Source organism: Actinomadura luzonensis, from assembly GCF_022664455.2.
GTDB lineage: Bacteria > Actinomycetota > Actinomycetes > Streptosporangiales > Streptosporangiaceae > Nonomuraea > Nonomuraea luzonensis.
The window spans coordinates 2,762,800-2,788,498 of record NZ_JAKRKC020000002.1 but is presented as its reverse complement, the minus strand read 5'-3'; the positions used below and the strand labels follow the sequence as shown (position 1 = coordinate 2,788,498).

The following is a 25,699-nucleotide window of genomic DNA, read 5'->3' as shown; positions in this document are numbered from 1 at the left end:
GCCTCCGGTCCGCCCGGCATCCAGCACGTCCAGCAGGCAAGCAGAGAAGGGAAGCCGCGATGACTGCTGTGAGGGCCGACGCGTCCGGCCGCTTCATGATCGGCGACGCTCTCCCCGTCAACCGCCTCGGCTACGGCACCATGCAGCTCACCGGCCCCGGCGTGTGGGGGCCGCCCGCCGACCCGGACGGGGCCGTGCGAGTGCTGCGCCGGGCGGCGGAGCTCGGCGTGACGCTCTTCGACACCGCCGACTCCTACGGCCCGCTGGTCGCCGAGCCGCTGCTGAAGCGCGCGCTCGCCCCGTACGCCGACGACCTCGTCATCGCGACCAAGGCGGGGCTCACCCGGCAGGGCCCCGACCAGTGGACGCCCGTCGGCAGGCCCGCCTACCTGCGCCAGCAGTGCGAGATGAGCCTCCGCATCCTCGGGGTGGAGCGGATCGCGCTGTTCCAGCTGCACCGCGTCGACCCGGACGTGCCGATCGAGGACCAGGTCGGCGAGCTGAAGGCGCTGCGGGACGAGGGCAAGATCGCGCACATCGGCCTGTCGGAGGTGAGCGTCGAGCAGATCGAGCAGGCCCGCGCCGTCGCGCCGATCGCTTCCGTGCAGAACCTGTACAACCTGGCCAACCGCTCGGCCGAGCAGGTGCTCGACCACTGCGAGGCCCACGGCATCGCGTTCATCCCGTGGTTCCCGCTGGCGACCGGCGGCCTGGCGAAGCCGGGCGGGCCGATCGAGGCCATCGCCTCCCGGCTGTCGGCCACGCCGTCCCAGCTCGCGATCGCGTGGCTGCTGCACCGCTCGCCGGTCATGCTGCCCATTCCTGGCACCTCGTCGGTGGAGCACCTTGAGCAGAACGTGGCCGCGGCCGGTCTCCAGCTGTCGAGCGAGGACCTCGCCGAGCTGACGCAGGCGGTCTCGTCACCGCGCTGACGAGCGCGGCCGGGCTCCTCCAGGGGTTACTTTTGGTCACTGATGTACTCTTCGGTGACCGGACGGAGGAGGCGAGGGCCGTGTCGCACCAGACCGAGGCGGACAGGGTGCTGCGTTCGCTGGACAGGACGTGCCTGGAGCACGACCCCGACATCCTCCGGTCCGTGCTGGACCGGGTCGGTGACAGGTGGAGCCTGATCCTCATCGGCCTGCTGGAGGAGCGGCCGATGCGCTTCACCGAGCTGCTGCGCACGGCGCCCGGCATCTCCCGCCGCATGCTGACGCTGACGTTGCGCAGCCTGGAGCGCGACGGGCTGGTCAAGCGGGTGGTTCACGCGGAGATCCCGCCCCGGGTCGAGTACGAGGTCACCCCGTTCGGGCGCACGCTGTCCGGGCCCGTCCTGGCGCTCGCCCGCTGGGCCGCCGACAACCAGGACACCCTCCGCGCCAACCGCCACGCCTTCGACCAGGCGGCCGGCCACGACGACGGCGATCTCGGCTGAGCCGCGGCCGGTTCACCTGATGTGACCTCGGTTCAGTTGAAGTGACCGATCATCGGCGTGTACTCAGTAGTGGCACGGCACTGAGCCCGGCGGCGAGCCTCGCCCCGGCCCGCCGGCGCACGTACAGGAGATGATCAGCATGGCCGGGACCCAGGCCCGCACGCACGACTGAGGAACTGCCGCGCCCCCCGTGGCGCCGCGCCTTCCTCACCCCTTCCCACCCCACGCCCGCCCTCGGGCTTCTTCGGCGTCCCCGCAGCACGGGACGACGCCGTCCCTGGCATGTCCATCCGGCATGCCCGCATTCACCGAAAGGACCCCCGTCATGATCCGCATCGGCATCATCCTCGGCAGCACCCGGCCCGGCCGCGTCGGCGAGCAGGTGGCGCGCTGGGTGCTGGAGCACGCCTCCCGCCGCACGGACGCCGTCTTCGAGCTGGTGGATCTGCTGGACCACCCGCTCCCGCACCTGGACGAGCCCATGCCGCCGGCCTACGGCCAGTACCGGAACGAGCACACCAAGGCGTGGGCGGCCAGGATCGCCTCCTACGACGGCTTCGTCATGGTGACGCCCGAGTACAACCACTCCACCTCGGGCGTGCTGAAGAACGCCATCGACTACCTGTTCGCCGAGTGGAACCACAAGGCGTTCGGGATCGTGTCCTACGGCAGCGTCGGCGGCGCGCGGGCGGCCGAGCACCTGCGGCTGATCGCCGGCGAGCTCAAGCTGGCCGACGTGCGCACCAACGTGGCCCTGTCGCTGTTCACCGACTTCCGCGACTTCAGCAGGCTCGCCGCCGGCGACCACCAGGTGGCGGCGCTCACGACCATGCTCGACGAGGTCGTGGCCTGGAGCCGCGCCCTGGCCCCGCTTCGCCGTGCCGCCTGACCGCGTGACGACGCCGAACACCGCCGGCCAGGACCAGGACGGAGCGGGAGGAACCGTGGACCTCGGCAGGCCGCCGTTCGAGCTGGGGCTCAACTCGTTCGGCGAGGTCGCGACGGACGGCGGCCGCCTGCTCGGCGACGCCGAGACCGTGCGCCTGCTCGTGGAGGAGGCCCGGCTCGCCGACGAGGCGGGCCTGGACGTCTTCAGCGTGGGCGAGCACTACCGGGAGGGCCACACCGACTCAGCCGCGCCGGTGCTGCTGGCCGCGATCGCCACCGCCACGCGGCGCATCAGGCTCGGCACGTCGGTGACCGTGCTGAGCACCAACGACCCGGTCCGGCTCTACCACGAGTTCTCCACCCTCGACGCGGTGTCCGGGGGCCGCGCCCAGATCGTGCTCGGGCGGGCCTCGGCGACGGAGTCCTTCTCGCTGTTCGGCTACGACCTGGCCGACTACGAGCGGCTGTTCGAGGAGAAGCTGGAGCTGTTCCTGCGGCTCGAACGCGAGGAGCGGGTGACCTGGTCGGGCACGGTGCGGTCGCCGCTCACCGGGCAGCGGCTGCGTCCCCGCATGCGGCCGGGCGGCATCCCGACCTGGATCGGGGTGGGCGGCAGCCCGGACTCCGTGGTGCGGGCCGCCCGGCACGGCCTGCCCCTCATGATGGCCGTCATCGGCGGGCAGCCGCGGCGCTTCGCGCACCATGTCGCGCTGTACCTCACGGCGCTCGGCCGCTTCGGCCACGCCGAGCTGCCGATCGGCCAGCACTCGCTCGGCCTGGTCGCCGACACCGACGAGGAGGCCGTCGAGACCTGGTGGTCGTACTGGCAGCCGGTGGTGGCGGCGCTCGCGGCCGAGCGCGGCTTCCACGCGCCGGACCGGCGGCGCTACGAGGCCGAGCTGGAGCACGGCGCGCTGTTCGTCGGGTCGCCGGAGACGGTGGCCCGCAAGATCGCCCGGGTGGCCCGCGAGCTGCGCCTGAGCCGCTTCGACCTCAAGTACGACATCATGCGGCTCCCCCGCGACGCCCGCGCCCGCACCATCGAGCTGCTCGGCCGCGAGGTCGCGCCGCGGGTGCGGGAGCTGCTGGCCTCCCGCGACGCGGAGCGGGCATGAGGCCCGGCGACGTCCGCACCCTCGGCATCCTCGGGGCCGGCAAGCTCGGCACCGTCCTGGCCCGTCTCGCGCTCGCGGCCGGCTACCGCGTCCTGATCGCGGGCTCCGGCGACGCCGCCCGGATCTCGCTGATCGCCGAGGTCGTCACGCCGGGCGCGACGGCGGTGAGCGCGGCGCGGGCCGCGTCCGGGGCGGACGTCGTGGTGCTCGCCCTGCCGCTGGGCAGGTACCGCGACGTCCCCGCCGGGGAGCTGCGGGGCAAGCTGGTGATCGACGCGATGAACCACTGGCGGGAGGTCGACGGGACGCGCGACGACCTCACCGACCCGCGCACGTCCTCCAGCGAGACCGTCCAGGCGTTCTTGTCCGGGGCCCGGGTGGTCAAGGCCTTCAACCACATGGGTTACCACGACCTCGAGGAGGGCGCCCGGCCGGCCGGCGCCGGCGGCCGCGCGGCGATCGCCGTGGCCGGGGACGATCCGGCCGACGTCGAGGTCGTCGCCTCGGTCGTGGACGCGCTCGGCTTCGACCCGGTGGTCGCCGGCCCGCTCGCCGAGGGCGTCCGGCTGGAGCCGGGGGCGGAGGCGTTCGGCGCGAACGTGGGCGCGGCCGAGCTGCGTGCCGTGCTCGCCCGTTTCCCCGGCTCGGCGCGCGGGCGCGAGGTGCTCCGCGCGCGGCGGGGAAGGTCCCCGGACGGCGGAGCGTTGCACCCCGAGGCTGAGTCTAAGAAATGAACTCAAATGTGCGGACACCACCTCGACGAGGAGGAACCATGGAGATCAAGGGAGCCGTCGCGCTGGCGACGGGCGGGAACCGCGGGATCGGCCGCGCGTTCGCCCGCGCGCTCCTCGGCCACGGCGCGGCGAAGGTCTACGCCGGCGTCCGGGACCCGGCGAGCGTGCCGGACGCCGACGTCGTCCCCGTGCGCCTGGACGTCACGGACGAGGAGAGCGTCGCGGCGGCCGCGGCCGTCGCGGGCGACGTCACCATCGTGATCAACAACGCGGGGGTGGGCGGCGCGAGCACCAAGCTGCTGGAGGGCTCCTTCGACGGCGCCCGCCAGGCCATGGAGGTCAACTACTTCGGCACCTGGGCGGTGTCGCGGGCCTTCGCCCCCGTCCTGGCCCGCAACGGCGGCGGGGCCCTGGTCAACATGCTGTCGGTGGCGTCCTGGGTGGGGCAGCCGGAGTTCCCCGGGTACGCCGCGTCGGCGCGTTGATAGCCACCTCGTCGGCCAATTTGTAACCCATCAGGCCCCTTACGTGCTGGTTTTCCGAGGGAGCCACCGAGGGAATAGGGTACGCCTCTCCGATCTTCCAGAACCGCCTGGCCACCTCGTGGCCAGGGTTAGGGTCGGAGTGGAGTCGGCGGGCCACTTGCGGTACGTCTTTCGACGTCGTCCTGGGTCGCGGTAGTGCCACGTTTCCGCGTGTTAGTGTCGCCATGGCCGACCGACCGGTCGGCGTACGCCGAAAACCCTATCGGCGGCACGCTCGACCGTCTTGTTCCCGAGCTTGTAGCACAGGGCTAGGTAGATGGTGACCAGGCCCAGATCCCAGATCTTGTCCTGCTTCACCCTCTCAAACACGCGGACGGGGTCGCATGCCAGAGGGTCAAGCTTGCCCTCCCACCGGTCCTTGGCATGAAGGGAATGCGCGGCGATGACCTCGGGCACGCTACAGCGCAGGTCGACCAGTCCCAGCAGACTCCACTGGTAGTAGTCCATGTCCACACCGAAGGCGAGAATCTTGATGTCATGGGTGTGCACCTCCACGCCCAGTTCTTCCTGACAGCCCCGGACCGCCGCCGCGTAGAGGCTGAGATGGTTACCCCGGTAGGTGTCCAGTTCGCTGTTAAGCCCTTCCACCACGGTGACGTCCCGCTCTCCGGGCCGAGCCCGCGAATGGACGTTCCGCTTGCTGAGAATGACATGATCGTCATCGGTGAAGGCCAGGAGAAGGACCCCGACGCCGTTCGCCAGGAACGGTATGGGCGTCCGGATGGCGCTCGCCTCCCGGGCGGGATTCGGGAAATAGAGCTGCCGCAGCGTGGCCTCGGCACCGTAGGGGTCGGCGGTCTCAGCGGGGGCGTCCAAGCTGAGCACGGTAGCGGCGAAGGTCGCGTAATCCACGGGCGTCACATGCAGGCGGAGGGAAAGGTGTTCCCCCTTCGGCGTCCGTGACACCTGATAATGCTGCAACGCCACGAGCGTGGCGCTGTTCCAGGCACGTACGTTGGTGGGCGACGGCGACGAAGACCGTAACTGCCGGGCGATCCGTTCCCGTCGTAGCTCCACGGGGAGAGGCAAGGGATCTTTCCCGTTCTCCAGCTTGATGATGACGTTGTCCGGCTCGATGACCGCCTGCCCGTCCCCTTCGACGATATGCACCCGGGTGACCACGCCGCCGACCGACACGGGCCCGTAATCCTCAGGCACCGTCCGTCGAATGTGCCGGGAGAAGCGCAGCCTCCGACGACGTTGCGACCAGGCGATCCACTTCGCCTCGAACCATACGTTGAGCAGCAGCCCGACGAATCCTCCGACGAGAGCACCGGCGACGAGCAGCAGCACATCCTTCACAAGCCCTCCCCGTGCCGATGCAGCCCCATTCCCATCAAAACGGCTGCCCGGACGATCTGCAACAGGTTGGCGACTCTCTGTGCATTCTCCTGTCCCGATCGAGGTGCGGGCGGACGAGGTAAGGACAGACGGGCGGGCCCGCGCTCTCCTAGCAGGTCGCTGACCGACGCCCTGCGCAAGGCGCTGCGGCAGCAGGGCACCCTGGTGGTGGGGGTGCACGCCGGGTTCGTGGACACCGACCTCAGCGCCTGGACGGACGCGCCGAAGATCAGCGCCGCCACGGTGGCCGAGCTGACCGTGGACGCCCTGGCCCACGGCCGGCCCGAGGTCCTGGCCGACGAGCAGAGCCGCGCCGTCAAGGCCGCCCTGTCGGAGCCGGTCGGCGCGCCGCCCCGCCCCTGACCGGCCGGCACGCGGCAGGTGCGGGCGCTGGGCGGACAGGTGGCGACGGGCCCCGCTCCACGCCCGCCGTGGAGGCCGGGCCGTAGGCGGCGGACAGCTCCAGACGGACGGGCGACGTCGTACAGCCGCGCGGTCAGCCGGTGTGGACGGCTTCGTGCTGCCACGCGCCGCGCGGCTGGGCATGGAGGCGCCAGTAGTGCTCGGCGATGTCGTCCGGGTCGAAGGGGGTGCCCGGGGCGACCGGTCCCGCCACCGTGACGGAGGCCACGTGCACGCCGGCCGGCCCGTACTCCTGGTCGAGCAGCGCCACCAGCGTCCGCACGCCGCTCTTGCCGAGCGACAGGCTGACGTACTCGCGCCTGGGCTCCGGCATGCCGCCGGTGACGAGGAACGTCCCGCCGCCGGTCCCGGCCATCGCGGGCGCGAGGTGCGCGGCCGCCACGAGCGCGCCGACGACGTTGACCGCCCACGCCTCCAGGTGCGCCCGCAGCCCGGCGTCGGCGGCCGTGTCCGGGCGGACGATCGCGGCGTTGTAGACCACGACGTCCGGGACGCCGAGCTCGGCGCGGGCCGCGTCGAGCGCGCCGCGCAGCGACTCCTCGTCGGCGCAGTCGGCCCGGTAGCCGCGCGCCCCCGCCACGTCCAGGGTCCGGCCGGTGCGCGAGAGGAGCGCCACGGGCATGCCCTCCCGCGCGAACCGCCACGCCACCGACCGGCCGATCCCCGGCCCCGCCCCGATGATCACCGCTCCCGGCATCATCCGCTCCTTCCTGTGCGTTACGAGCTGTCGGACGGGACGACGGTAAGGCGTCACACCGATGTGAAGGTCAAGGAGACCCATGAGGATCGGCGACCTGGCCCGCGCGACCGGCGTGAGCAGGCGGCTGCTGCGTTACTACGAGGAGCAGGGGCTGCTGCGGCCGGTGCGGCTGCCCAACGGCTACCGCGAGTACGCGGACGCGGACGTGGCGGCCGTCCGCCACATCCGGGCCCTGCTCGCCGCCGGGCTGCCCACGACGGTCATCGCCCGGCTGCTGGCCTGCGTCCACGACGACGAGGGCGGCCGGATGGTGCCCGCCGCCTGCCCCGGCATGATCAGTCACCTGCGGTCGGAGCGGCGGCGCATCGCCGGGACCATCGAGCGGCTGCAGGCGTCCCAGCGCGAGCTGGACGGCATCCTCAGCGCGGCGCTCGGCCGGCGCCCCTGACGGCCTCGCGGGCTCCGGCGGCCTCGCGGGTTCAGGCGAACTCAGGGGCTCCGGTGGGCTCAGGGACTCCGACGAGGCCGGACGGCTGCTGGACAGCGCGCCGGGGCCCTACCAGGCGGCGCACGTACGGGCGATGCGGGCGGTGGCGCGGCGGCTCGGCGGGGACCGGTCGCCGCTCGCCGAGTACGCGCGCGAGTGCCTGGGGCTGGAGCCGCGGTGGCTGCCGGAGCAGGTGTTCGAGCAGGCGCACGCGGAGCTGGACGCCGCCCCGCCGAAGGGGCCCGGGTCGCTGGGCGGGCGGCTGCGCGCCTGGCAGGCGGCGCACACGCTGGAGCCGATCGAGCGGCTGCCGGAGCTGGTGTCCCTGGCGGTGGCCGAGGCGCGGGCGCGGACGACGGCCGCCGTCGTCCCGCTGCCCGAGGGCGAGGTCGTGGCCTGCCGGCTGGTGGAGGGGGTGCCGTGCCACGCGGCCGGGGCGTACGAGGGCCATCCGGGGCACATCGCGGAGTCGGTGCTCAAGGAGCTCGGGCCGGCGGGGCGGGAGGATCAGCGGGTGCGGTTCATGGTGTCGCCGTCGTTCGTGAACGTGTTGTGGGGGGTCTGGGGGGACGTGGCCCTCCTGGCCGACGAGGGGCGGCGGGAGGGCGAGCTGGGGGCGTGCCTGGCGCGGTGGGCGCTCTACTCGGAGGAGGCGGTGGCGATGGCGTTGCCGCTGCTCAGGCCGTCGCCGTCGAGCCCGTACGGGTTCGGGTACTTCCAGGGTGGGAGTTGCTGCGGCCCTGGGTGAGCGGGCGGGCGGACCGGGTCCGCCGGCTCCTCACCGAGCGGTCGCTCCCCGCCGACCTCGGGTGAAGGCGGTGTGACGCCGCCGCGGGCCCCGCAGGGCCCGAGGGGCGCGTCAGGGGGCCATGCCGGCGAGGGCCGCGTCCACGATCCGTTCGGGCAGGTCCGCCGGGAGGTCGCCGGCCGGGCCCCACTTGGTGTGCCACATCATCGTGCCCGACAGGATGGCCATGCCCATGGCGACGTCCAGGTCGGGCCGCAGCTCGCCGGTGGCGACGCCGCGTTCGATGACCTCGCGCAGCGCGAGGCGCCGCGGCTCGATGGCGCGCTTGACGAAGCGCTCCATCAGCCGCGGGTGCCGGTCGGCCTCGCTCATCGCGATGTTCATCACGCATCGGCCGCGCTGGTGCCCGGACTCGGTGCGCATGGCCTCCAGCAGGGTGATGAGGTCGTCGCGCACGGAGGTGCCGGACAGCGGCGGCAACGGGGCCTTGAGCGTGGACAGGGCGTCGACGACCAGGTCCTCCTTGTTGGACCAGCGCCGGTAGATGGTGGTCTTCCCGACGCCCGCCCGCGACGCGATCGCCTCGATGGACAGCTCGGACACGCCCATGCCCTCGGCGATCAGGTCGAGGGTCGCCTCGATGATCGCCTTCTCGGCCTTCTCGCTGCGCGGCCGCCCGGCGGGCCGGGCGGCGCCTGATTCCTGGATCGTCATCGCGGCCTCACACTACCGCTGGTTCCTTCTGTTCCGCCTGCTGGACCGGCTTGGGCTTGCCCGGCATCCAGCGGGCCACCACGACGACGCCGAGCAGCGTGATCACGGCCGAGACCAGGGCGGTGACGTGCATGCCGTCGATGAACGCCGCGAACGCGGGCTTGACCAGGGCCTGGCCGCGCTCGCCGAGCGCCTGGACGACGCCCATGGTGGCCATGATGGACTCTCCCGCGGTGTGCCGGACGTCGGCCGGCAGGCCGGCCAGGACGGGCTCCATCTGCCCCCGGTAGCTGGAGGACAGCACCGAGCCGAGCACGGCCACGCCGAGCGCGCCGGCGACCTGGCGGACGGTGTTGCTCATGGCCGAGCCGACGCCGGCCTTCTCCCTGGGCAGCGCCTCCATGATCGCGGTCGTGGCGGGCGGCATGATGTTGGCCATCGCGGCACCCTGGACGAAGAAGACGATCTCGATGAGCAGGATCGGCGTGTCGGCGGTCATCAGCGAGTAGCTGGCCAGCGCCAGGGTCACCACGATCATGCTGACGGTGGCGGCCAGCTTGGCGCCGAAGCGCTCGTTGACCCGCTGGCTGAGCGGCGCGAAGATGAGCTGCGCGGCGGCGAACGGGATCATCAGCGCCCCCGCCTGCAGCGCCGTGTAACCCAGCACGACCTGCAGGTAGAAGGTCAGGAAGAACATCCCGCCCATCATCGCGAAGAACACGATGCCCATCATGCCGATGGCCGAGCTGAACCGGATGTTGGTGAAGCTGCGCACGTCGAAGACGGGGTGGTCGATGCGGCGCTCCCACCAGACGAACGCGCCCAGCACCGCCACGCCGACGAGGGTGGGCACCAGCACCTCGGCGCTGGCCACGGTGCCGAGGTAGCCGCCGCGGATGATGCCGTACACGAGGGCCACCAGGCCGATGATCGACAGCAGCACGCCGACCGGGTCGAGCCGGGACGGCTTGGGGTCGCGCGACTCGGGGACGACGGCCGTGATGAGGATCACGCCGATGATCACGATCGGCACGTTGATCAGGAAGACCGAGCCCCACCAGAAGTGCTCGATCAGCAGGCCGCCGGTGATGGGGCCGATCGCGACCGCGAGGCCGACGCCGCCGGCCCACACGCCGATCGCCCGGCCGCGCTCGGCGGGCGGGAAGACGTTGCTGATGATCGCCAGGGTGGCCGGCATGATGGCCGCGCCGCCGATGCCCATCGCCGCCCTGGCCAGGATCAGCTGCATCGGGTCCTGGGCGTAGGCGCTGGCGAGCGAGGCCAGGCCGAACAGCGCCATGCCGATGATCAGCATGCGCTTGCGCCCCGTGCGGTCACCGATCACGCCGAAGGTGAACAACAATCCGGCGAACACCAGCGTGTAGGAGTTGATCGCCCATTCCAGCTCGCTCTGCGTCGCGCCCAAGCCTGCCACGGGGTCGGAGATGGTCTTCATCGCCACGTTGAGGATCGTGTTGTCCAGCACGACCGCCAGGAGGCTGAACACCAGCACGCCGAGGATGCCCCAGCGCCGTGGGTGTCCTGTGTTCGGGTCCATGAAGCGTCCTTAATTTCGATACGACTAAGTTTCGCAACGACACCGTATCGCAAGCCATTCCGATACGCAACGGTCCCGTTTCGTAAATTCCACGTGAACGGACGGCCGGGTCACGTCATCCGCCCGTCACCCGGCGATGCGCGTGCCCCTCAGCTCAGCCCGCGGCGGCCGGGGCCGCGGCCTCCTCGCCCGCCTGCCCCGCCTGGCCCGCCTGCTCCGGCTGGTCCGCCCGCTCCGGCGGCGTGGCGGCCGGAGCGGGACGGCGGCGCCACAGCGGCAGCGCGACCAGCACGATGCCGGCCCCCGCCAGCCCCGCCACCGCGAACGCCCACGACGGGCCCACCCCGTCGATGACGGCCCCGGCGATCGGCGCGGAGGCCGCGCCGCCGATCAGCAGCGCCGTGCCGTGGAAGCCCATGGCCTCGCCGCGCGCCCCGGCCGGCACCCAGCCGCTCACGACGTCGACCGTGGCCGACAGGGACGGCGCGCACAGCAGCCCGGCCGGCAGCAGGGCCAGGATGAGCCAGCGCCAGTCGCCGCCCGCCAGCCCCACGGGCACGGTGAGCAGGCCCATGCCCGCGATCAGCGCCAGAGGCGAGAAGCCGCGCGACAGCCCGCCGTACACGAAGCCCCCGACCAGCGAGTAGACGCACCAGATGCCGACCGCGAGGCCCACCCACGCGGTCTGCCCCGCCTCAGTCATGGTGGCGGTCAGCGACAGCTCGGTGGCGGTGAGCACGAACGTGGCCGCCGCCACCGTGCCCAGCAGCGCCACGAACGACGGCGTGAACCAGGCCCGCCGCGGCACCCGCCCGCCGCGCTCCGCCTGCTCCTCCAGCTCGGCCGCCGAGCGGGTGGGCGGGTCGAGCACGATCAGGCCGACCCCGGCGAGCGTCATGCCGGCCCCGATGACGGTCATCGTCACGCCGCTGCCCAGCGCCGTGAGCCCGGCCACGGCCAGCGCCGGCCCGGTCATGTAGGACAGCTCGACCAGCATGGAGTCGAGCGTGAACGCGGTGCGCCGCTGCGGCGCGGGCACCATGGCGGCCAGGCACTGCCGGGTCACGCTGAACACCGGCAGCCCCAGCAGCCCGGCCAGCGCGGCCGCCCCCACGAGCGCCGGGAACGGCAGCGCCCACGCGCTCGCCCAGAACGCCGCCTGCGCCGCGGTGGTGACGACGAGCACGGGACGCAGCCCGTGCCGGTCGACGAGCCGGCCCGACAGCGGCGAGCCGACGGCCATGCCGATCGTGCTGGCCATGGTGACCAGCCCGGCCTTGGCCCAGCCGAGGTGCAGCACCTCGGCCACGTGCAGGGTCAGCGCCATGCCGGTGGCCGTGGCCGGCACCCGGGCCAGCAGCCCCACCAGCAGCAGGGTGGGGACGCCGGGGATCGTGAGCAGGCGCCGGTAAGGGTCGAGAGCCATGGTGTTCGTTACCTCCGTCATTGATTCTGGCAAGCGGCACCGACAGTTCCGCCACCGGTTTTCGGGGCCCGGCCGCGCGCGTGCCATCATCGGAAGAGGTCCGGGGACGCCACTGGGGCGCCTCGAGACATTCCTGGAGGGTTATCTCATGTCCTCTTCCTCGGCCCCTGCCCGGGGCACCCTGTACGGCGGCGCCGGCGGGCGGCGCGTCACCGTCCGCGACCTCGCCGCCGCCAAAGAGCGCGGGGAGCGGTGGCCCATGGTCACCGCCTACGACGCCATGACGGCGCGGGTGTTCGACGCGGCCGGCATCCCGGTGCTGCTGGTGGGCGACTCCGCCGCCATGGTGGTCTACGGCTACGACTCCACGCTGCCGGTCACGGTCGACGACCTGCTGCCGCTCACCGCGGCCGTGGTGCGCGGGTCCTCACGCGCCCTGGTGGTCGCCGACCTGCCGTTCGGCTCGTACCAGGGCTCGCCCCAGCAGGCGCTGGAGTCGGCCGCCCGCTTCATGAAGGAGGCGGGCGCGCACGCGGTCAAGCTGGAGGGCGGCCGGCGCGTCCTGCCGCAGGTCGAGGCGCTGGTGTCGGCGGGGGTGCCGGTGATGGCGCACCTCGGGCTGACGCCGCAGTCGGTCAACGCGCTCGGCGGCTACCGGGTGCAGGGGCGCGGGCAGGCGGGCGACGAGCTGATGGCCGACGCCAAGGACCTGGAGCGGGCCGGGGCGTTCTCGGTGGTGCTGGAGTGCGTGCCGGCCGAGCTGGCGCAGCGGGTGACGACGTCCCTGGCGATCCCGACGATCGGCATCGGGGCGGGCGCGGCCACGGACGCGCAGGTGCTGGTGTGGCAGGACCTGATGGGGCTGACGCCGCACCCGGCCAAGTTCGTCAAGCGCTACGCCGACCTCGCCGGCGACCTGGACCGGGCGGTCCGCGACTTCGCCGCCGACGTCGTCTCCGGCTCCTTCCCCGGCGCGGAGCACTCCTACAGCTGACGCCGGAGGGCCGGGGTCACAGGGTGGCGGGGTCGGTGTTGGAGCCGCAGACCACCACCGCCACCCGCTCGCCCTCCTCCCGCTCGTACGCCCCGGCGAGCAGCGCCGCGTACGCCGCCGCCCCCGCGTGCTCGGCCACCAGCCGGTGCCGCTCCCACAGCGCCCGGCGCGCCGCGACGATGGCCTCGTCCGGCACCAGCACGCTGCGCACCCGGGGCCCCGACAGCAGGTCGTAGGCGAGGCCGCCGAGCCGGCTGGCGCCCAGGGCGTCGGCGCCGACGCCGCTCACCTCGACCGGCACCGGCCCGCCGGCCCGCAGCGCCGCGTGCAGCGTGGGGATCAGCTCGGGCTCGACGGCCACGACGCGGGGCCCGCCGCCGTCGGGGGCGGAGGTGCCGAGCGTGACGCCGGCGGCCAGCCCGCCGCCGCCGACGGCCACCAGGACGGTGTCCACGCCGCCGGTCTGCTCCATGATCTCCAGCCCGGTGGTGCCCTGCCCGGCGATCACCTCGGGCTGGTCGTAGGCGTGGACGGGGAGCGCGCCCGTCTCGGCGGCGCGCTTGGCCGCCGCCTCCGCCGCCTCCGCGTAGACGGCCCCGGTCTGGGTGATGTGCGCCCCCAGCGCGGCCAGCCCCGCGACCTTGACGGGGCTGGTCACCTCGGGCACGAAGATCTCGGCCCGCACGCCGAGCGCCCTGGCCACGTACGCCACGGCCAGCCCGTGGTTGCCGCCGCTGGCCGCGATGACGCCGCTGTCCGGCAGCGGCCCCGCCGACAGGACGCGGTTGAACGCCCCCCGCACCTTGAACGACCCGGAGTGCTGCAGCAGCTCCAGCTTCAGGTACAGCCCCGGCGAGATCTCCAGCACGGGCGTGCGCAGCACCCGGCCGGAGATCCGCCGGGCGGCGGCGACGACGTCCTCGCGGGTCACGGCGGCGGTCATGGTTCTCCCCTGAGAAGGCGTTACGTGTACGTCCGAAGGCTACGCGAGCGCCTGGGAGACGTCGGCCCAGAGGTCCTCGGGGTGCTCGATGCCGACCGCGATCCGCACGGTGCCCTCGCCGATGCCGTTCGCCGCCAGCTCCTCGGCCGTGAGCGAGCGGTGCGAGGTGGTCGCCGGGTGCATGACGAGCGTCTCGACCCCGCCGAGCGAGGGGGCCAGCAGCGCCAGGCGCACCGCCTTCATGAACCGCTCCCCCGCCGCGCGCCCGCCCGCCAGGTCGAAGGAGAACACCCCGCCGAACCCGGGCAGCAGCTTGCGGCCCAGCTCGTACGACGGGTGCGACGGCAGCCCCGGCCAGTGCACGGCCGCCACGGCCGGGTGCTCGGCGAGCCGCGCGGCCAGGTACGCGGCGTTGGCGCAGTGCCGCTCCATGCGCAGGGCGAGGGTCTGCAGCCCGCGCGTCACCAGCCACGCCGCGAACGGGTCGGCCGCGGCCCCCAGCTCGATCGCGAAGTGCCAGATCCGCTCGTGCAGCCCGGCGTCGGCGAAGACGGCCAGGCCGCCGACGACGTCGGTGTGCCCGGACAGGTACTTGGTGGTGGAGTGCAGCACGACGTCGGCGCCGTGCTCGATGGGCCGGCAGAGCAGCGGCGTGGCGAAGGTGTTGTCGACCACGGACAGGATGCCCAGCTCGCGGGCCGCCTGGCACATCGCGGGCAGGTCGGCGACGAGCGCCATCGGGTTGCTGATCGTCTCCAGGTAGACGAGCTTGGTCTCGGGCCGCGCGGCGGCGCGCAGCGCGGCGGGGTCGTTCTCGGGCACGTGGGTGACCGCGATCCCGAACCTGGCCGCCAGGTCGGCGAGCATCGCGGCCGTGCCGCCGTAGAGCGAGCGCTGCGCGATGAGGTGGTCGCCCGGCTTGAGCAGGCCGAGCAGGACGGTGTTGATCGCGCCCATGCCGGACCCGGTCGCGATCGCGGCCGCGCCGCCCTCCAGCCCGGCGACGGCCAGCTCCAGCGAGCGCACGGTCGGGTTGGTGTAGCGCGCGTAGACGAACGGCCCGGACGGGCTCTCCATGGCGTCGGCCATGACGGCCGGGTCGTCGAAGGTGAACCCGGAGGTCTGGTAGATCGGCACGGTGATCGGGCGGCTGCCCTCGACGGGCGCCTGCGGGATGTGCACGGTACGCGTCTCAGGACGGTATTCGGTCATGACACCCAGGATCGCCCGGCGGCCTGCCCGGCGTGAGAGCCAATCAGGCAGAATTGGTCCATGAATGGGGCCAATCTCGACGATCTCATCGACCTGCTCGGCCGCTGGGCGTCCGGACGCGGCCCGCTCTACCTGCTGCTGGCCGCCCGGCTGCGGGCGCTGATCGACGACGGCGTGCTGCCGCCCGGCCAGCCGCTGCCGCCGGACCGGGTGCTGGCCCGGCGCCTCGCGGTCGGCCGCGGCACGGTCGTGGCCGCTTACGACCTGCTCCAGCAGGAGGGCCGGGTGGTGCGCCGCCAGGGCAGCGGCACCCGGGTGGCCGCGCTCGACCTCCCGGCCGCCAGGACCGCCGACGGCGTGCCGGCCAACCCGCTGCTGCTGCACATCCTGCACCCGCCGGACGGGGTCGCCCTGCTGACCTGCGCCGCGCCCGACGACCCGCCCGAGGCGCTGACGGAGGCGTACGCGGAGGCCGCGCGCGGCCTGTCCGGCCTGCGGGACATCGGCTACCAGCCGGCCGGCCACCCCGCCCTGCGCGCCGCGCTGGCCGCGTACTACACCGGCCGCGGCCTGCCCACCGAGCCCGCCGAGATCCTGGTGACGACGGGCGCCCAGCACGCGCTCACGCTGCTCGCCGGGCTGCTGGTGGCGCCCGGCGACACCGTGCTGACCGAGTCGCCGACCTACCCGGGGGCGCTGGAGGTGTTCCGGCACGCCGCGGCCGTGGTCCGGCCGGTGACGCCGGAGGGGCTGGCCGCGGCGCTGCGGGAACGTCCCGCGCTGGCATACTTCGTCCCCACGGCCCGCAATCCCGACGGCGCGATCATGCCGGACCCCGTGCGGCGGCGGCTGGCCGCGCTCGCCGCCGAGCACGACGTGCCGCTCGTGGACGACGAGGTCTGCGCCGAGCTGTGCTTCTCCGGCGGGACGCCGCCGCCGCTGGCCGCGTTCGGCCGGGGCGAGCAGGTGATCACCGTCGGCTCGCTGAGCAAGCTGGTGTGGGGCGGGCTGCGCGTCGGCTGGGTCCGGGCCGCGGCGCCGCTGGTGTCGCGGCTGGCGCGGCTGCGGGCGGTGCACGACCTGGGGGGCGAGGTGGTCAGCCAGGTCGCCGCCGCCGCGCTGCTGCGCCGCCTGGAGGAGGTGCGCGCCGCGCGGGTGCGGCTGCTGGCCGCCCGGCACGAGCACCTGTGCGCCGAGCTGCGCGCCCGGCTGCCGTCCTGGACGTTCGAGCCCGCCGGGGGCGGCCAGACGATCTGGGTGCGGATCCCCCGCGGCGACGTGGACGCCTTCGCCCAGGTGGCGCTCCGGCACGGCGTGGCGGTGCCGCCCGGCCGCTCGTTCGACCCGCTCGGCGGGCACGCCGACCGCATGCGGCTGCACTTCCTGCTGCCCGCCGACGAGCTTTCGCGAGCGGTGAACAACCTGGCCCTGGCCTGGGCGGCCTTCGACGGCACGGGCCGGACGGCGGCCCGGCACACCCTGATCGTCTGAGAGCCTGGAGGGCGTGGAGACGACCTTCGTACTCGTGCACAGCCCCTCCGTCGGCCCCTCGACATGGGCACCGGTGGCCGAGTCGCTGCGGCGCCGGGGGCACGCCGCCGTGGTGCCCGACCTCACCGGCGTCGCGGCGGGCGGGCCGCCCTACTGGCCGCGCGTCGTGGCGGCGGTCCGCGACGCCGCGCCCGAGACGCCCCTGGTGCTGGTGGCGCACAGCAACGCCGGGTTCTTCCTGCCGCTGGTCAAGGAGGGGCTGGGCGAGCGCGTGGTGGCCTGCGTGTTCGCCGACGCCCACGTCCCGCCCCGCGACGGCCTGGTCCGGGTCGCCGAGGAGGCGTTCCTGCCGTTCCTGCGCGGCCTGGCCGGCCCCGACGGCGTCCTGCCGCGCTGGACCGACTGGTGGGACGAGGAGGACGTCGTGGCCATGCTGCCCGACCCGGCCGTGCGGGTGCGGGTGGCGGCCGAGCAGCCGCGGCTGCCGCTCGACTACTACACGCAGGCCGTGCCGGTGCCCGCCGGGTGGGACGAGGTCAGGTGCTCGTGCCTGTGGTTCGGGCCGCCGTACGACGAGGTCGCCGAGGAGGCGAAGCGGCGCGGCTGGCCGGTGACCCGGCTGCCCGGCCTGCACCTGCACCAGCTCGTCGATCCGGAGGGCGTCGCCGGCGCGCTGCTGAAGTCGTCGCGCATCTCGTGAATTCCTCACTGCCGGGCGGGCCCCCCGCCCGGTGACAGTGGAGGCATGACAGCGATCCGGGTCGACGGGCTCACCAAGAGCCATCAGGGGTTTCAGGCGGTGCGCGGCATCTCGTTCGAGGTGGCGGAGGGGGAGGTCTTCGCGCTGCTCGGCGGCAACGGCGCGGGCAAGACGACGACGGTCGAGGTGCTGGCCGGCCTCCAGCGGCCCGACGGGGGCGAGGTGCGGGTGCTCGGCCTCGACCCGCGGGCCGACCGCGCCGCCCTGCGCCGGCGCACCGGGATCATGTTCCAGGAGGCCGGGTTCTTCCCCGACCTGACGGTCGCCGCGACCGTCGACGCCTGGCGCGGCTTCACCTTCGCGCCCCGCCCGCGCGCGGAGGCCCTGGAGCTGGCCGGGCTGTCCGGCCGCGCGGGCGTGCGGGTGCGGCAGCTCTCCGGCGGCGAGAAGCGGCGCCTCGACCTGGCGCTGGCCCTGCTGGGCCGCCCCGACGTGCTGTTCCTCGACGAGCCGACCACCGGCCTCGACCCCGAGGCCCGCGCCGCCACCTGGGACGTCGTCCGCGGCCTGGCCGGGCAGGGCACCGCGATCCTGCTGACCACCCACTACCTGGAGGAGGCCCAGCGCCTCGCCGGCAGCATGGCGATCATGGACGAGGGCGTGCTCGTGGCCTCCGGCGGCATGGCCGAGACGCTGGCCGCCCGCGCCGGGCGGGTGGCGTTCGTCCTGCCCGCGCACGTGCGCCCCGCCGAGCTGCCGCTGCCGGCCACGGTCGAGGACGGCCGCGCGGTGTGCCGCGCCGAGGACCCCGGCCTCGCCGCGCAGACGCTGCTGACCTGGGCCGCGGGGCGCGGGCTGCGGCTGGCCGGTCTGGAGGTCCGCCCCGCCACGCTGGAGGACCTCTACCTCGACCTCAGGCACGGCGAGCACGCCCTCGCCGGCGACGCGGGAAGGACCTTGTGATGAGCCTCGCCGTGATGAGCCTCGCCGCCACCTACCGTCTCGGCACCCGCCTGTTCTGGCGCGACCGGGCCATGTTGTTCGCCTCGGTGGTCACGCCCGTGGCGCTGTCGGTCGGGATGCCGCTGCTCATGCGGCGCGTACGGGCCGGCGACGCGGCCGCCGCGGCCGAGATGTTCACCGCCTCGCTCGCCATCCTGCTGTCGGTCACCGCGTTCATGAACATCGCGGTCGCCCTGGTCAACCGCCGCGACCAGCTCGTGCTGAAGCGGCTGCGGGCCACCGCGCTGACCGACGGGCAGATCCTGGCGGGCCAGATCGCCTCCACCGCCACCCAGACCCTCGCCGTGACCGCGGTGTGCGCGGCGGTGGCCCGGCTGACGGCGGACGTCTCGCCGCCGGCCGGCGTCCTGGTGTTCGCGCTGGTCTCGGCGGCGGGCTCGGCCGTGATGACGCTGCTCGGGGCGGCCTGGACGGCGGTGATCCCGCGGGCGGAGCTGGCGGCGGCGTACGCGATGCCGGTCTTCCTCATCTGCTCGGTGGCGGCGGGCGCGATGGGGCCGATCCCGCTGCCCGGGTGGCTGCGGCCCGCGCTGGACCTGCTGCCGACCTCGGTCGTCGTGGACGCGGTCAGGACCGGCGACGCCGTCCGGGCGCTGCTGGTGCTGGCGGGCTGGGCGGTGGCCGGGCTGGTGGCGCTGCGGCTGTGGTTCCGCTGGGAGCCACGCCGCTCGTGAACCGGGCGAAAAGGACATCCGCGCGAAGGACATAATCGACTGTGCTCTCCACCTCGGCCACGGCCCGCCGGCTCGCGATCGGCCTGCTCACGGCCGTGTCCGTCGCCTACACCGTGATCGCGCTGCTGTACTTCCGGCACGGCGCGGGCTGGGGCGCGCTCGCCGCCCTCGCCATGCTCGCCGTCGTCGCCACCCACCACCTCAACCTGCGGGCGGCGCTGCGCGGCCGGCGCCCGCCGCGTTTCCCGCTCACGCTCGTGCTGCAGGTGGTGGCGACGTACCTGCCCGACCTGCTGCTGCCCGGCGGGTTCTCGGCGGTGGCCGCGCCGATGCTGGCCGGCGCGCTCCTCGTGTCCGCACCCCTGGGGTGGGGGTGCGCGCTGGTGGGGCTCGCGATGGCGTACGAGGGGCTGATGCTGTGGGGCGGCGTCGAGGGGGCCGTGGTCACCGCGTTCTACGTGGTCACCGTGCCGACGACGGGCGCGATGACGTACGCGCTGGTCCGCTTCGTCCGGGTCGCGGCGGAGCTGGAGCAGGCCAGGGCGGAGCTGGCCGACGCCGCCGTGCTCAAGGAGCGGCTGCGCATCTCCCGCGACCTGCACGACGGCCTCGGGCGCAGCCTCACCGCGATCGCGCTCAAGGGCGACCTGGCCGCCCGTCTCATGGACCGCGACCCGGCCGCCGCCCGCGGCGAGGTCGGCGAGCTGGTCCGGGTGGCCAGGGAGGCGGCCCAGGACGTGCGCCAGGTCGCCCGCGGCTACCGGGCCATGTCGTTGGCGGGCGAGGTGGACCGGGCGGCGGCGCTGCTGGAGTCGGCGGGCGTGAGCTGCCAGGCGCACCTGGCCGGCGGGCCGCTGCCGCGCCGCCAGGAGGAGGCGCTGGCCTGGGCGGTGCGCGAGGCCGTCACCAACGTGCTGCGCCACAGCCGGGCCACGGTCTGCACGATCACCACCTCGCTGAGCGCCGGGACGGTGCGGCTGGAGATCGCCAACGACGGCGCCCCCGGCACCCCCGCCGGGGACGGCGGCGGGCTGGCCGGGCTGGCCGAGCGGGCCGCGCAGGCGGGAGGCTCCTGCACCGCCGCCCCCACCCCCGGCGGCGGCTTCCTGCTGGCGATGGAGGTGCCGGCGTGATCAGGATCCTGCTGGCCGAGGACATGCACATGATCCGGGCCGCGCTCACCGCCCTGCTCCGGCTGGAGCCGGACCTCGAGGTCGCGGCGGAGGTGACCCGCGGCGACGAGATCGTCCCGGCCGCCCTGCGGGTCCGCCCCGACGTCGCGATCGTGGACATCGACCTGCCCGTCGTCGACGGCATCACCGCCGCGGCCGAGCTGCGCGAGCGCCTGCCGTCCTGCCGGATCCTCGTGCTCACCGCGCTCGGCCGGCCCGGCCAGGTGCGGCGCGCGCTGGCCGCCGGGATCGAGGCGTTCCTCGTCAAGGACGCGCCCGGCGACCGGCTGGCCGACGCCGTCCGCCGCACCGCGGCGGGGCTGCGGGTGCTGGACGCCGAGCTGGTGTCGGCGGCCATGGAGTACGGCGAGAGCCCGCTCACCCCCCGCGAGGCCACCGTGCTCAGGGCGGCCGCCGGCGGCGCCTCGGCCGAGGAGATCGCCGCCCGCCTGCACCTGTCGGCCGGCACCGTGCGCAACTACCTCACGGGTGCGATCACCAAGACCGGCGCCCGCAACAAGATCGACGCCATCCGGGTCGCCGAGGACGCCGGCTGGTTGTGACCCCCCGCCTCGTCAGATGTCGGTGATCCGCAGCCCGGCGTGCGCCTTGTAGCGGCGGTTGACCGAGATGAGGTTGGCGGTGAACGCCTCCACCTGGTGGGCGTTGCGCAGCCGCCCGCCGTACACGCCGCGCACGCCGGGGATCACCGCGGCCAGCGCCTGCACGGTGTCGGTCGCCTCGCGGTCGTCGCCGAGCACCAGCACGTCGAGGTCCACCTTGTCGACGGCCGGGTCCATGAGGACGACGGCGGAGACGTGGTGGAAGGCCGCCACCACCCGGCTGTCCGGCAGCACGGACGCGGCCTGCTCGGCGGCGCTGCCCTCCTCGACGGGCAGCGCGTAGGCGCCGCGCTTGTCGAAGCCGAGCGGGTTCACGCAGTCCACCACGATCTTGCCGGCCAGCTCGGCGCGCAGCGACTCCAGCAGCGCCTTGTGCCCCTCGTACGGCACCGCCACGATCACCACGTCGGCCTCGGCGGCGACGACGGCGTTCTCCTCGCCCCGCGCGCCCGCCCCGATGGACCCGGCCGCCTCCTGGGCGCGCCCGGCGCTCCGCGACCCGATGAGCACCGGGTGCCCGGCCAGCGCGAACCGCCGCGCCAGCCCCTTGCCCTGGTCGCCGGTGCCGCCGAGGATGCCGATGGAGAGCCCGCTCACGTCTACGTCAGTCATGCTCCGATCATGCCAGCCCGTCCCCGGGGCGGTGCGGCGCGGGGGCGCGCGGCGGCGTCCTGTCCCATGAGGTGGCAAACCATCACTTCCGAAACAGCTCCCCCGCGCGGACCCGTCCGGCACCATGGACGCATGGACTCGGGATCGGTGGCGCTGCTGCGCGAACTCCTGGCCAGGACGAGCTGGCTCGACCGCGCGCGCGACCTCGGCCACGCCCTGCGCGCCACCCGCTCCCCCGGCGGCCTGCTGCTCATCGGCACCCCCGACGACGAGCCCTGGCACCTCACGGCGCACCTCGCCGACGAGGCCCGCTTCTCCGGCCTGCCGCAGCTCACGCCCACGCTGGTGCGCTGGGCGCCGCCCCCGGGCGCGCCCGCCCATCTGCGCGTCGGCCTCGACCGGCTGGAGCGGGCGGCGCGCGGGGAGACGTTGTTCGTGCTGGCCGAGCAGCGGGCGCCGGTGCCGCTGCTGGAACGGGTCGACGACGCCCGCCGCACCGGCGCGACGATCCTCGCCCTCGAGGGCGGCGACCGGGAGCTGGCCGGGCTCGCGCACGACGCGCTGGAGGTGCCGCGCGACGGCGTCGTCACCTTCGACGGCGTCCAGCACCTGGTCAGCGCGGCGGCCGGGGAGGTGGAGCAGCGCCTCGGGCTGCGCGGCCGGCTGGCCCGGCTGCTGGAGAAGGTCAGCGGCCCCCAGCTCTCCGACTGACGGCCGCGCGGCCGGGGCGGCCGTCACACCGGCTCGGTGGTGGCCCGCAGGCGTCCGCTCAGCGGCGCCTGGAGGGCGGCGGTGGCCTCCTCGATCGCGGCGATCACCACCGCCTGCACCGGGTCCGGCTCGCCGGACCTGGTCCTGCTGACCCGGGTGACCGCGTCGAGCCGGCGCGCCCCCACGTCCCGCAGCTCGCTCACCCGCACCTCGCCCTCGGGGACGTCCAGCAGCGCCAGCGCGGGCACGATCGCCACCCCGTGCCCGGCCGCGACCAGCGCCAGCGTCGGCCCGAACTCGGTGATGACGTGCACCTTGCGCGGCTCGAACCCGTGCAGCCCGGCCAGCCGCTCCAGCGCCTGCCCGCACGCCTGGTCGGGCTCGCCGGCCACCCACGGCAGCCGGGCCAGGTCGGCGACCGTGCGCGGCGGGTCGGGCAGGCCGGGCGGCAGCACGATGCGGTACTCGTCCACGTAGAGCAGGCGGGTGCTGAGCGAGGGCTGGGTCAGCGCGGGCAGCCCCATGTCCTGCTCGGTGATGAGCACGTCCACGGCGCCGTGCCGCAGCTCCTGGAGGGCGGGCTGGCCGTAGATCTCGTGGATGGTGGGGACGATGCGCGGATGACGAGCGGCGAGCGCCCGCAGCGCGGGCACCAGCATGTGCTTGATCACGGTGGGGAACGCGGCGATGCGCACCGGCCCGGCCAGCCGCTCGGTGAACCGGGTCAGCTCGCGCCGGGCCTCCAGCAGCTCCTCCTCCACGCGTTCGGCGTAGCCGGCCAGCACCCGGCCGGCGGGCGTGAGGGACACGCTGCGCTGCGAGCGGTCGATGAGGGCCAGCCCGACCTCGCGTTCGAGCTGGGCGAGCTGCTGGGAGACGGCGGAGGGGGTGAGGTGCAGCGCCTCGGCCGCGCGCATGACGCCGCCGCGCCGGGCGACCTCGTGCAGGACGCGCAGCCGCCGGGGGTCGATGTCCATACAGCTCAGCTTACGGGGAACTTTAGGTTTCTTTATTTGTGCTTCAGCACCATTGATCCCGACAATCGTCCCATGGACTTCCTCCTCGCGGCCATCGGCTGGGCGGGCGCCGCCGTCCTGCTGGCGGCCTACGCCCTCGTCTCCTCCGGGCGCATAACAGGCGACGGGCTGACCTACCAGCTCATGAACCTCTTCGGCGCGGTCGGGCTCATGGTCAACAGCGCCTGGAGCGCCGCCTGGCCGTCGGCCGGCCTCAACCTCGTCTGGGCCGCCATCGGCGTGACCGCCCTCGTCAAGCTCACCAGAGTGAGGACCGCGCGATGATCGTCGAGCTGAGCCACCGCATCCACGAGGGCCTGGTGACCTACCCCGGCGTCCCGGCCCCGCGCCTGGGCCTGCACCTGAGCAGGGAGGACTCACGCAAGGTGTACGCCCCGGGCACCGAGTTCGAGATCGCCACCCTCACCCTGGCCGCCAACACCGGCACCTACCTGGACACCCCGCACCACCGCTACCCCGAAGGACCCGACCTGGCCGGGGTGCCGGTGGACCGGCTCGCCGACCTGCCCGGCCTGGTCGTACGGGCGGACGGGCCCGGCCGGGCGATGCGGCTCGACACCTCGCTGGACGTGCGCGGCCGGGCCGTGCTGATCCACACCGGCTGGGACCGGCACTTCGGCACCGACGCCTACTTCGACGGCCACCCCTATCTGGCGCCGGAGTCGGCCGCCTGGCTCGCCGAGCAGGGCGCGGCGCTGGTCGGGATCGACTCGCTCAACATCGACGACACCCCGCCGCACGGCGAACGCCCCGCCCACACGATCCTGCTGGGGGCGGGGATCCCGCTGGTGGAGCACCTGACGAACCTGGCGGCCCTGCCCGAGGAGGGCTTCCGCCTGCACGCCGCGCCACCGATGATCGCCGGCATGGGGACCTTCCCCGTGCGCGCCTACGCGGTGCTCGACGGCTGAGCGAGGGGGCGCTCAGTCGTCGTCCTGGTCGGCCTCGTCCCACGCCTTGTTGCGGTCGGCGGCGCGTTGCAGCGCCCCGGCCGCCTCCTCCTCGGAGGCGTAGGGACCCATCCGGTCCTTGTTGGGGCAGCCCTGATCGGGCTCGACGCGCATGTGCTTCAGACAGAACCACCACTGGCCTTCGCTCACGGGGTCAATTCTGCCCCGTAGACTCATAGTTCATGACGACACTGCTCCAGCCCGGGCGAGTCTCGCCCATGCGAAAGGTTCCCGCCCACATCGAGCGGCCGGAGTACGTCGGCAAGAAGCGCCCCAAGACCGGCGAGTCCGACGTGAAGACCCCGGAGATGATCGAGCGCATGCGGGTGGCCGGCCGGATCGCCGCCCAGGCGCTCGAAGAGGTGGGCCGCAACGTCCGGCCGGGCGTCACCACCGACGAGCTCGACATCATCGGCCACGAGTTCCTGCTCGACCACGGCGCCTACCCCAGCACGCTGGGCTACAAGGGCTACCCCAAGTCGCTGTGCACCTCGATCAACGAGGTGATCTGCCACGGCATCCCCGACGACACCGTGCTGCGCGACGGCGACATCGTCAACGTCGACATCACCGCCTACATCGGCGGCGTGCACGGCGACACCGACGCGACGTTCCTGGTCGGCGAGGTCGACGAGGAGTCGCGGCTGCTGGTCGAGCGCACCCGCGAGGCGATGATGCGGGCCATCAGAGCCGTCGCCCCCGGCCGCCAGCTCAACGTGGTGGGCCGGGTCATCGAGGCCTACGCCAAGCGCTTCGGCTACGGCGTGGTGCGCGACTTCACCGGCCACGGCATCGGCACGAGCTTCCACTCCGGCCTCATGGTGCCCCACTACGACGACCCGTCGCTGCGGGTGGAGCTGGTGCCGGGCATGACGTTCACGATCGAGCCGATGCTCACGCTCGGCACCATCGAGTACGACATCTGGCCCGACAAGTGGACCGCCGTCACCAAGGACCGCAAGCGCACCGCCCAGTTCGAGCACACGATCGTGGTCACCGAGAGCGGCAGCGAGATCCTGACCCTCCCCTGACCCCGGCCCGCGCGGGCGTCACGGGCGCCGGGGCACCACGCCGCTGACCGTGGTGCCCTCGCCGGGCACGCTGTTGACCGACAGGCTGCCGCCCAGCTCGGCGAACGCGGCCCGCATGCGGGCCAGGCCGCGCCCGGCCCCGCCCGGCGGGAAGCCCCGCCCGTCGTCGCTGACCGTCAGGCGCAGGCCGCCGCGCCCGGCCGTCACGGCGATGGACACCGTGCGGGCGCCGCTGTGCCGTTCGACGTTGTCCAGAGCCTCGCGCATCGTCGTCATGACCCCGGCCGACACGCGGGCGGGCACGTCGGTGGCCGGCAACGCCCACGTCTCGACGGCGATGCCCGACCGCTCGGCCCATTCGGCCAGGTAACTCTCGAGGGCCTCGGCCAGGCTTTGCCCCCCGCGCATCCGC

At 74.0% G+C, this 25,699-nt stretch carries 31 protein-coding genes; 20 read left to right on the top strand and 11 right to left on the bottom strand.

What is annotated here, in order from left to right:
- Window positions 1–59: 59 nt before the first annotated feature.
- The 6 genes from MF672_RS43265 to MF672_RS43240 all read left to right on the top strand — a co-directional run bounded on the left by MF672_RS43265 (window position 60) and on the right by MF672_RS43240 (window position 4,657).
- Window positions 60–932 carry an aldo/keto reductase gene (locus tag MF672_RS43265; RefSeq protein WP_242377179.1) on the top strand — a complete coding sequence of 291 codons (873 nt, stop codon included), beginning with the start codon at window positions 60–62 and terminating at the stop codon, window positions 930–932.
- 80 nt (window positions 933–1,012) lie between these two features.
- The gene (locus MF672_RS43260) at window positions 1,013–1,435 is read left to right on the top strand and encodes a winged helix-turn-helix transcriptional regulator (RefSeq protein ID WP_302893372.1); all 423 of its coding nucleotides are present in this window, start codon (window positions 1,013–1,015) and stop codon (window positions 1,433–1,435) included.
- 325 nt (window positions 1,436–1,760) lie between these two features.
- Window positions 1,761–2,324, top strand: coding sequence for an NADPH-dependent FMN reductase (locus MF672_RS43255; RefSeq protein ID WP_242377181.1), 564 nt, complete (start codon window positions 1,761–1,763; stop codon window positions 2,322–2,324).
- A gap of 4 nt (window positions 2,325–2,328) precedes the next feature.
- A complete protein-coding gene (locus tag MF672_RS43250; protein ID WP_242377183.1) occupies window positions 2,329–3,438 on the top strand; it encodes an LLM class flavin-dependent oxidoreductase in 1,110 nt (369 codons plus the stop codon).
- Window positions 3,435–4,172, top strand: coding sequence for an NADPH-dependent F420 reductase (locus MF672_RS43245; protein WP_242377185.1), 738 nt, complete (start codon window positions 3,435–3,437; stop codon window positions 4,170–4,172). Before MF672_RS43250 ends, MF672_RS43245 begins: the two co-directional genes overlap by 4 nt.
- A gap of 38 nt (window positions 4,173–4,210) precedes the next feature.
- Window positions 4,211–4,657 (top strand): SDR family NAD(P)-dependent oxidoreductase, encoded by a 447-nt coding sequence (locus MF672_RS43240; RefSeq protein WP_242377187.1) that lies wholly within the window; start codon window positions 4,211–4,213, stop codon window positions 4,655–4,657.
- Window positions 4,658–4,870: 213 nt separating this feature from the next.
- Here MF672_RS43240 and MF672_RS43235 read toward each other — a convergent pair whose 3' ends face one another.
- Window positions 4,871–6,019: an NUDIX hydrolase gene (locus MF672_RS43235; RefSeq protein WP_242377189.1), complete on the bottom strand. Its 1,149-nt coding sequence runs from the start codon at window positions 6,017–6,019 to the stop codon at window positions 4,871–4,873.
- 204 nt (window positions 6,020–6,223) lie between these two features.
- On the opposite strand from MF672_RS43235, the gene MF672_RS43230 reads away from it, so the two are divergent.
- Window positions 6,224–6,421: a Rossmann-fold NAD(P)-binding domain-containing protein gene (locus MF672_RS43230; protein ID WP_242377191.1), complete on the top strand. Its 198-nt coding sequence runs from the start codon at window positions 6,224–6,226 to the stop codon at window positions 6,419–6,421.
- A 133-nt stretch (window positions 6,422–6,554) separates the two neighbouring features.
- On the opposite strand, the gene MF672_RS43225 is transcribed toward MF672_RS43230, so the two are convergent.
- A complete protein-coding gene (locus MF672_RS43225; protein ID WP_242377193.1) occupies window positions 6,555–7,178 on the bottom strand; it encodes an SDR family NAD(P)-dependent oxidoreductase in 624 nt (207 codons plus the stop codon).
- 82 nt (window positions 7,179–7,260) lie between these two features.
- Between MF672_RS43225 and MF672_RS43220 the strand changes: the two genes are divergently transcribed.
- Together MF672_RS43220 and MF672_RS43215 are read left to right on the top strand one after the other, a co-directional pair.
- Complete coding sequence (locus tag MF672_RS43220; protein ID WP_242377196.1) at window positions 7,261–7,629, top strand: MerR family transcriptional regulator; 369 nt, start codon at window positions 7,261–7,263, stop codon at window positions 7,627–7,629.
- Between the two features lie 133 nt (window positions 7,630–7,762).
- Window positions 7,763–8,416: a hypothetical protein gene (locus tag MF672_RS43215; protein WP_242377198.1), complete on the top strand. Its 654-nt coding sequence runs from the start codon at window positions 7,763–7,765 to the stop codon at window positions 8,414–8,416.
- A 111-nt stretch (window positions 8,417–8,527) separates the two neighbouring features.
- Here MF672_RS43215 and MF672_RS43210 read toward each other — a convergent pair whose 3' ends face one another.
- From MF672_RS43210 to MF672_RS43200, 3 genes are all read right to left on the bottom strand, one after another.
- Window positions 8,528–9,130 carry a TetR/AcrR family transcriptional regulator gene (locus MF672_RS43210; protein ID WP_242377200.1) on the bottom strand — a complete coding sequence of 201 codons (603 nt, stop codon included), beginning with the start codon at window positions 9,128–9,130 and terminating at the stop codon, window positions 8,528–8,530.
- 7 nt (window positions 9,131–9,137) lie between these two features.
- Window positions 9,138–10,688 (bottom strand): MFS transporter, encoded by a 1,551-nt coding sequence (locus MF672_RS43205; protein ID WP_242377202.1) that lies wholly within the window; start codon window positions 10,686–10,688, stop codon window positions 9,138–9,140.
- Window positions 10,689–10,842: 154 nt separating this feature from the next.
- Window positions 10,843–12,114 (bottom strand): MFS transporter, encoded by a 1,272-nt coding sequence (locus MF672_RS43200; protein ID WP_242377205.1) that lies wholly within the window; start codon window positions 12,112–12,114, stop codon window positions 10,843–10,845.
- A gap of 148 nt (window positions 12,115–12,262) precedes the next feature.
- Here MF672_RS43200 and panB point away from each other — a divergent pair, with 148 nt between their 5' ends.
- Entirely contained in the window at window positions 12,263–13,108 is an 846-nt protein-coding gene (gene panB, locus MF672_RS43195; protein WP_242377207.1) for a 3-methyl-2-oxobutanoate hydroxymethyltransferase, read from the top strand.
- A 16-nt stretch (window positions 13,109–13,124) separates the two neighbouring features.
- On the opposite strand, the gene MF672_RS43190 is transcribed toward panB, so the two are convergent.
- Together MF672_RS43190 and MF672_RS43185 are read right to left on the bottom strand one after the other, a co-directional pair.
- Entirely contained in the window at window positions 13,125–14,051 is a 927-nt protein-coding gene (locus tag MF672_RS43190) for a serine/threonine dehydratase (protein ID WP_242377209.1), read from the bottom strand.
- 39 nt (window positions 14,052–14,090) lie between these two features.
- Window positions 14,091–15,263: a trans-sulfuration enzyme family protein gene (locus tag MF672_RS43185; protein ID WP_242377212.1), complete on the bottom strand. Its 1,173-nt coding sequence runs from the start codon at window positions 15,261–15,263 to the stop codon at window positions 14,091–14,093.
- A gap of 60 nt (window positions 15,264–15,323) precedes the next feature.
- Here MF672_RS43185 and MF672_RS43180 point away from each other — a divergent pair, with 60 nt between their 5' ends.
- From MF672_RS43180 to MF672_RS43155, 6 genes are read left to right on the top strand one after another with little or no spacing between them, the layout of a single operon-like run.
- Window positions 15,324–16,754, top strand: a complete 1,431-nt coding sequence (locus tag MF672_RS43180) for an aminotransferase-like domain-containing protein (RefSeq protein ID WP_242377214.1) — start codon at window positions 15,324–15,326, stop codon at window positions 16,752–16,754.
- Between the two features lie 13 nt (window positions 16,755–16,767).
- Complete coding sequence (locus MF672_RS43175; RefSeq protein WP_242377216.1) at window positions 16,768–17,454, top strand: alpha/beta fold hydrolase; 687 nt, start codon at window positions 16,768–16,770, stop codon at window positions 17,452–17,454.
- A 45-nt stretch (window positions 17,455–17,499) separates the two neighbouring features.
- On the top strand, window positions 17,500–18,417 hold the full coding sequence (locus tag MF672_RS43170) for an ABC transporter ATP-binding protein (RefSeq protein ID WP_242377218.1): 918 nt from the start codon (window positions 17,500–17,502) through the stop codon (window positions 18,415–18,417).
- The gene (locus MF672_RS43165) at window positions 18,417–19,151 is read left to right on the top strand and encodes an ABC transporter permease (RefSeq protein WP_242377220.1); all 735 of its coding nucleotides are present in this window, start codon (window positions 18,417–18,419) and stop codon (window positions 19,149–19,151) included. Before MF672_RS43170 ends, MF672_RS43165 begins: the two co-directional genes overlap by 1 nt.
- A 41-nt stretch (window positions 19,152–19,192) precedes the next feature.
- Window positions 19,193–20,284 (top strand): sensor histidine kinase, encoded by a 1,092-nt coding sequence (locus MF672_RS43160; RefSeq protein ID WP_242377222.1) that lies wholly within the window; start codon window positions 19,193–19,195, stop codon window positions 20,282–20,284.
- Complete coding sequence (locus tag MF672_RS43155; RefSeq protein WP_242377224.1) at window positions 20,281–20,886, top strand: response regulator transcription factor; 606 nt, start codon at window positions 20,281–20,283, stop codon at window positions 20,884–20,886. The genes MF672_RS43160 and MF672_RS43155 overlap by 4 nt, the downstream gene beginning before the upstream one ends.
- A 12-nt stretch (window positions 20,887–20,898) precedes the next feature.
- On the opposite strand, the gene npdG is transcribed toward MF672_RS43155, so the two are convergent.
- Window positions 20,899–21,558: an NADPH-dependent F420 reductase gene (npdG, locus tag MF672_RS43150; RefSeq protein WP_242377227.1), complete on the bottom strand. Its 660-nt coding sequence runs from the start codon at window positions 21,556–21,558 to the stop codon at window positions 20,899–20,901.
- 132 nt (window positions 21,559–21,690) lie between these two features.
- Between npdG and MF672_RS43145 the strand changes: the two genes are divergently transcribed.
- Window positions 21,691–22,269 (top strand): hypothetical protein, encoded by a 579-nt coding sequence (locus MF672_RS43145; protein ID WP_242377229.1) that lies wholly within the window; start codon window positions 21,691–21,693, stop codon window positions 22,267–22,269.
- A 23-nt stretch (window positions 22,270–22,292) separates the two neighbouring features.
- Here the strand turns inward: MF672_RS43145 and MF672_RS43140 are convergent, their stop codons facing one another.
- Window positions 22,293–23,246 (bottom strand): LysR family transcriptional regulator, encoded by a 954-nt coding sequence (locus MF672_RS43140; RefSeq protein WP_242377231.1) that lies wholly within the window; start codon window positions 23,244–23,246, stop codon window positions 22,293–22,295.
- 72 nt (window positions 23,247–23,318) lie between these two features.
- Here MF672_RS43140 and MF672_RS43135 point away from each other — a divergent pair, with 72 nt between their 5' ends.
- Window positions 23,319–23,570 (top strand): CBU_0592 family membrane protein, encoded by a 252-nt coding sequence (locus tag MF672_RS43135; protein WP_242377233.1) that lies wholly within the window; start codon window positions 23,319–23,321, stop codon window positions 23,568–23,570.
- A complete protein-coding gene (locus MF672_RS43130; protein ID WP_242377234.1) occupies window positions 23,567–24,217 on the top strand; it encodes a cyclase family protein in 651 nt (216 codons plus the stop codon). Before MF672_RS43135 ends, MF672_RS43130 begins: the two co-directional genes overlap by 4 nt.
- A gap of 12 nt (window positions 24,218–24,229) precedes the next feature.
- Here MF672_RS43130 and MF672_RS43125 read toward each other — a convergent pair whose 3' ends face one another.
- Window positions 24,230–24,433, bottom strand: coding sequence for a hypothetical protein (locus tag MF672_RS43125; protein ID WP_247815726.1), 204 nt, complete (start codon window positions 24,431–24,433; stop codon window positions 24,230–24,232).
- Window positions 24,434–24,438: 5 nt separating this feature from the next.
- Between MF672_RS43125 and map the strand changes: the two genes are divergently transcribed.
- Window positions 24,439–25,287 (top strand): type I methionyl aminopeptidase, encoded by an 849-nt coding sequence (gene map / locus MF672_RS43120; RefSeq protein WP_242377235.1) that lies wholly within the window; start codon window positions 24,439–24,441, stop codon window positions 25,285–25,287.
- Window positions 25,288–25,305: 18 nt separating this feature from the next.
- On the opposite strand, the gene MF672_RS43115 is transcribed toward map, so the two are convergent.
- Window positions 25,306–25,695, bottom strand: coding sequence for a sensor histidine kinase (locus tag MF672_RS43115; protein WP_242377236.1), 390 nt, complete (start codon window positions 25,693–25,695; stop codon window positions 25,306–25,308).
- Window positions 25,696–25,699: the final 4 nt, after the last annotated feature.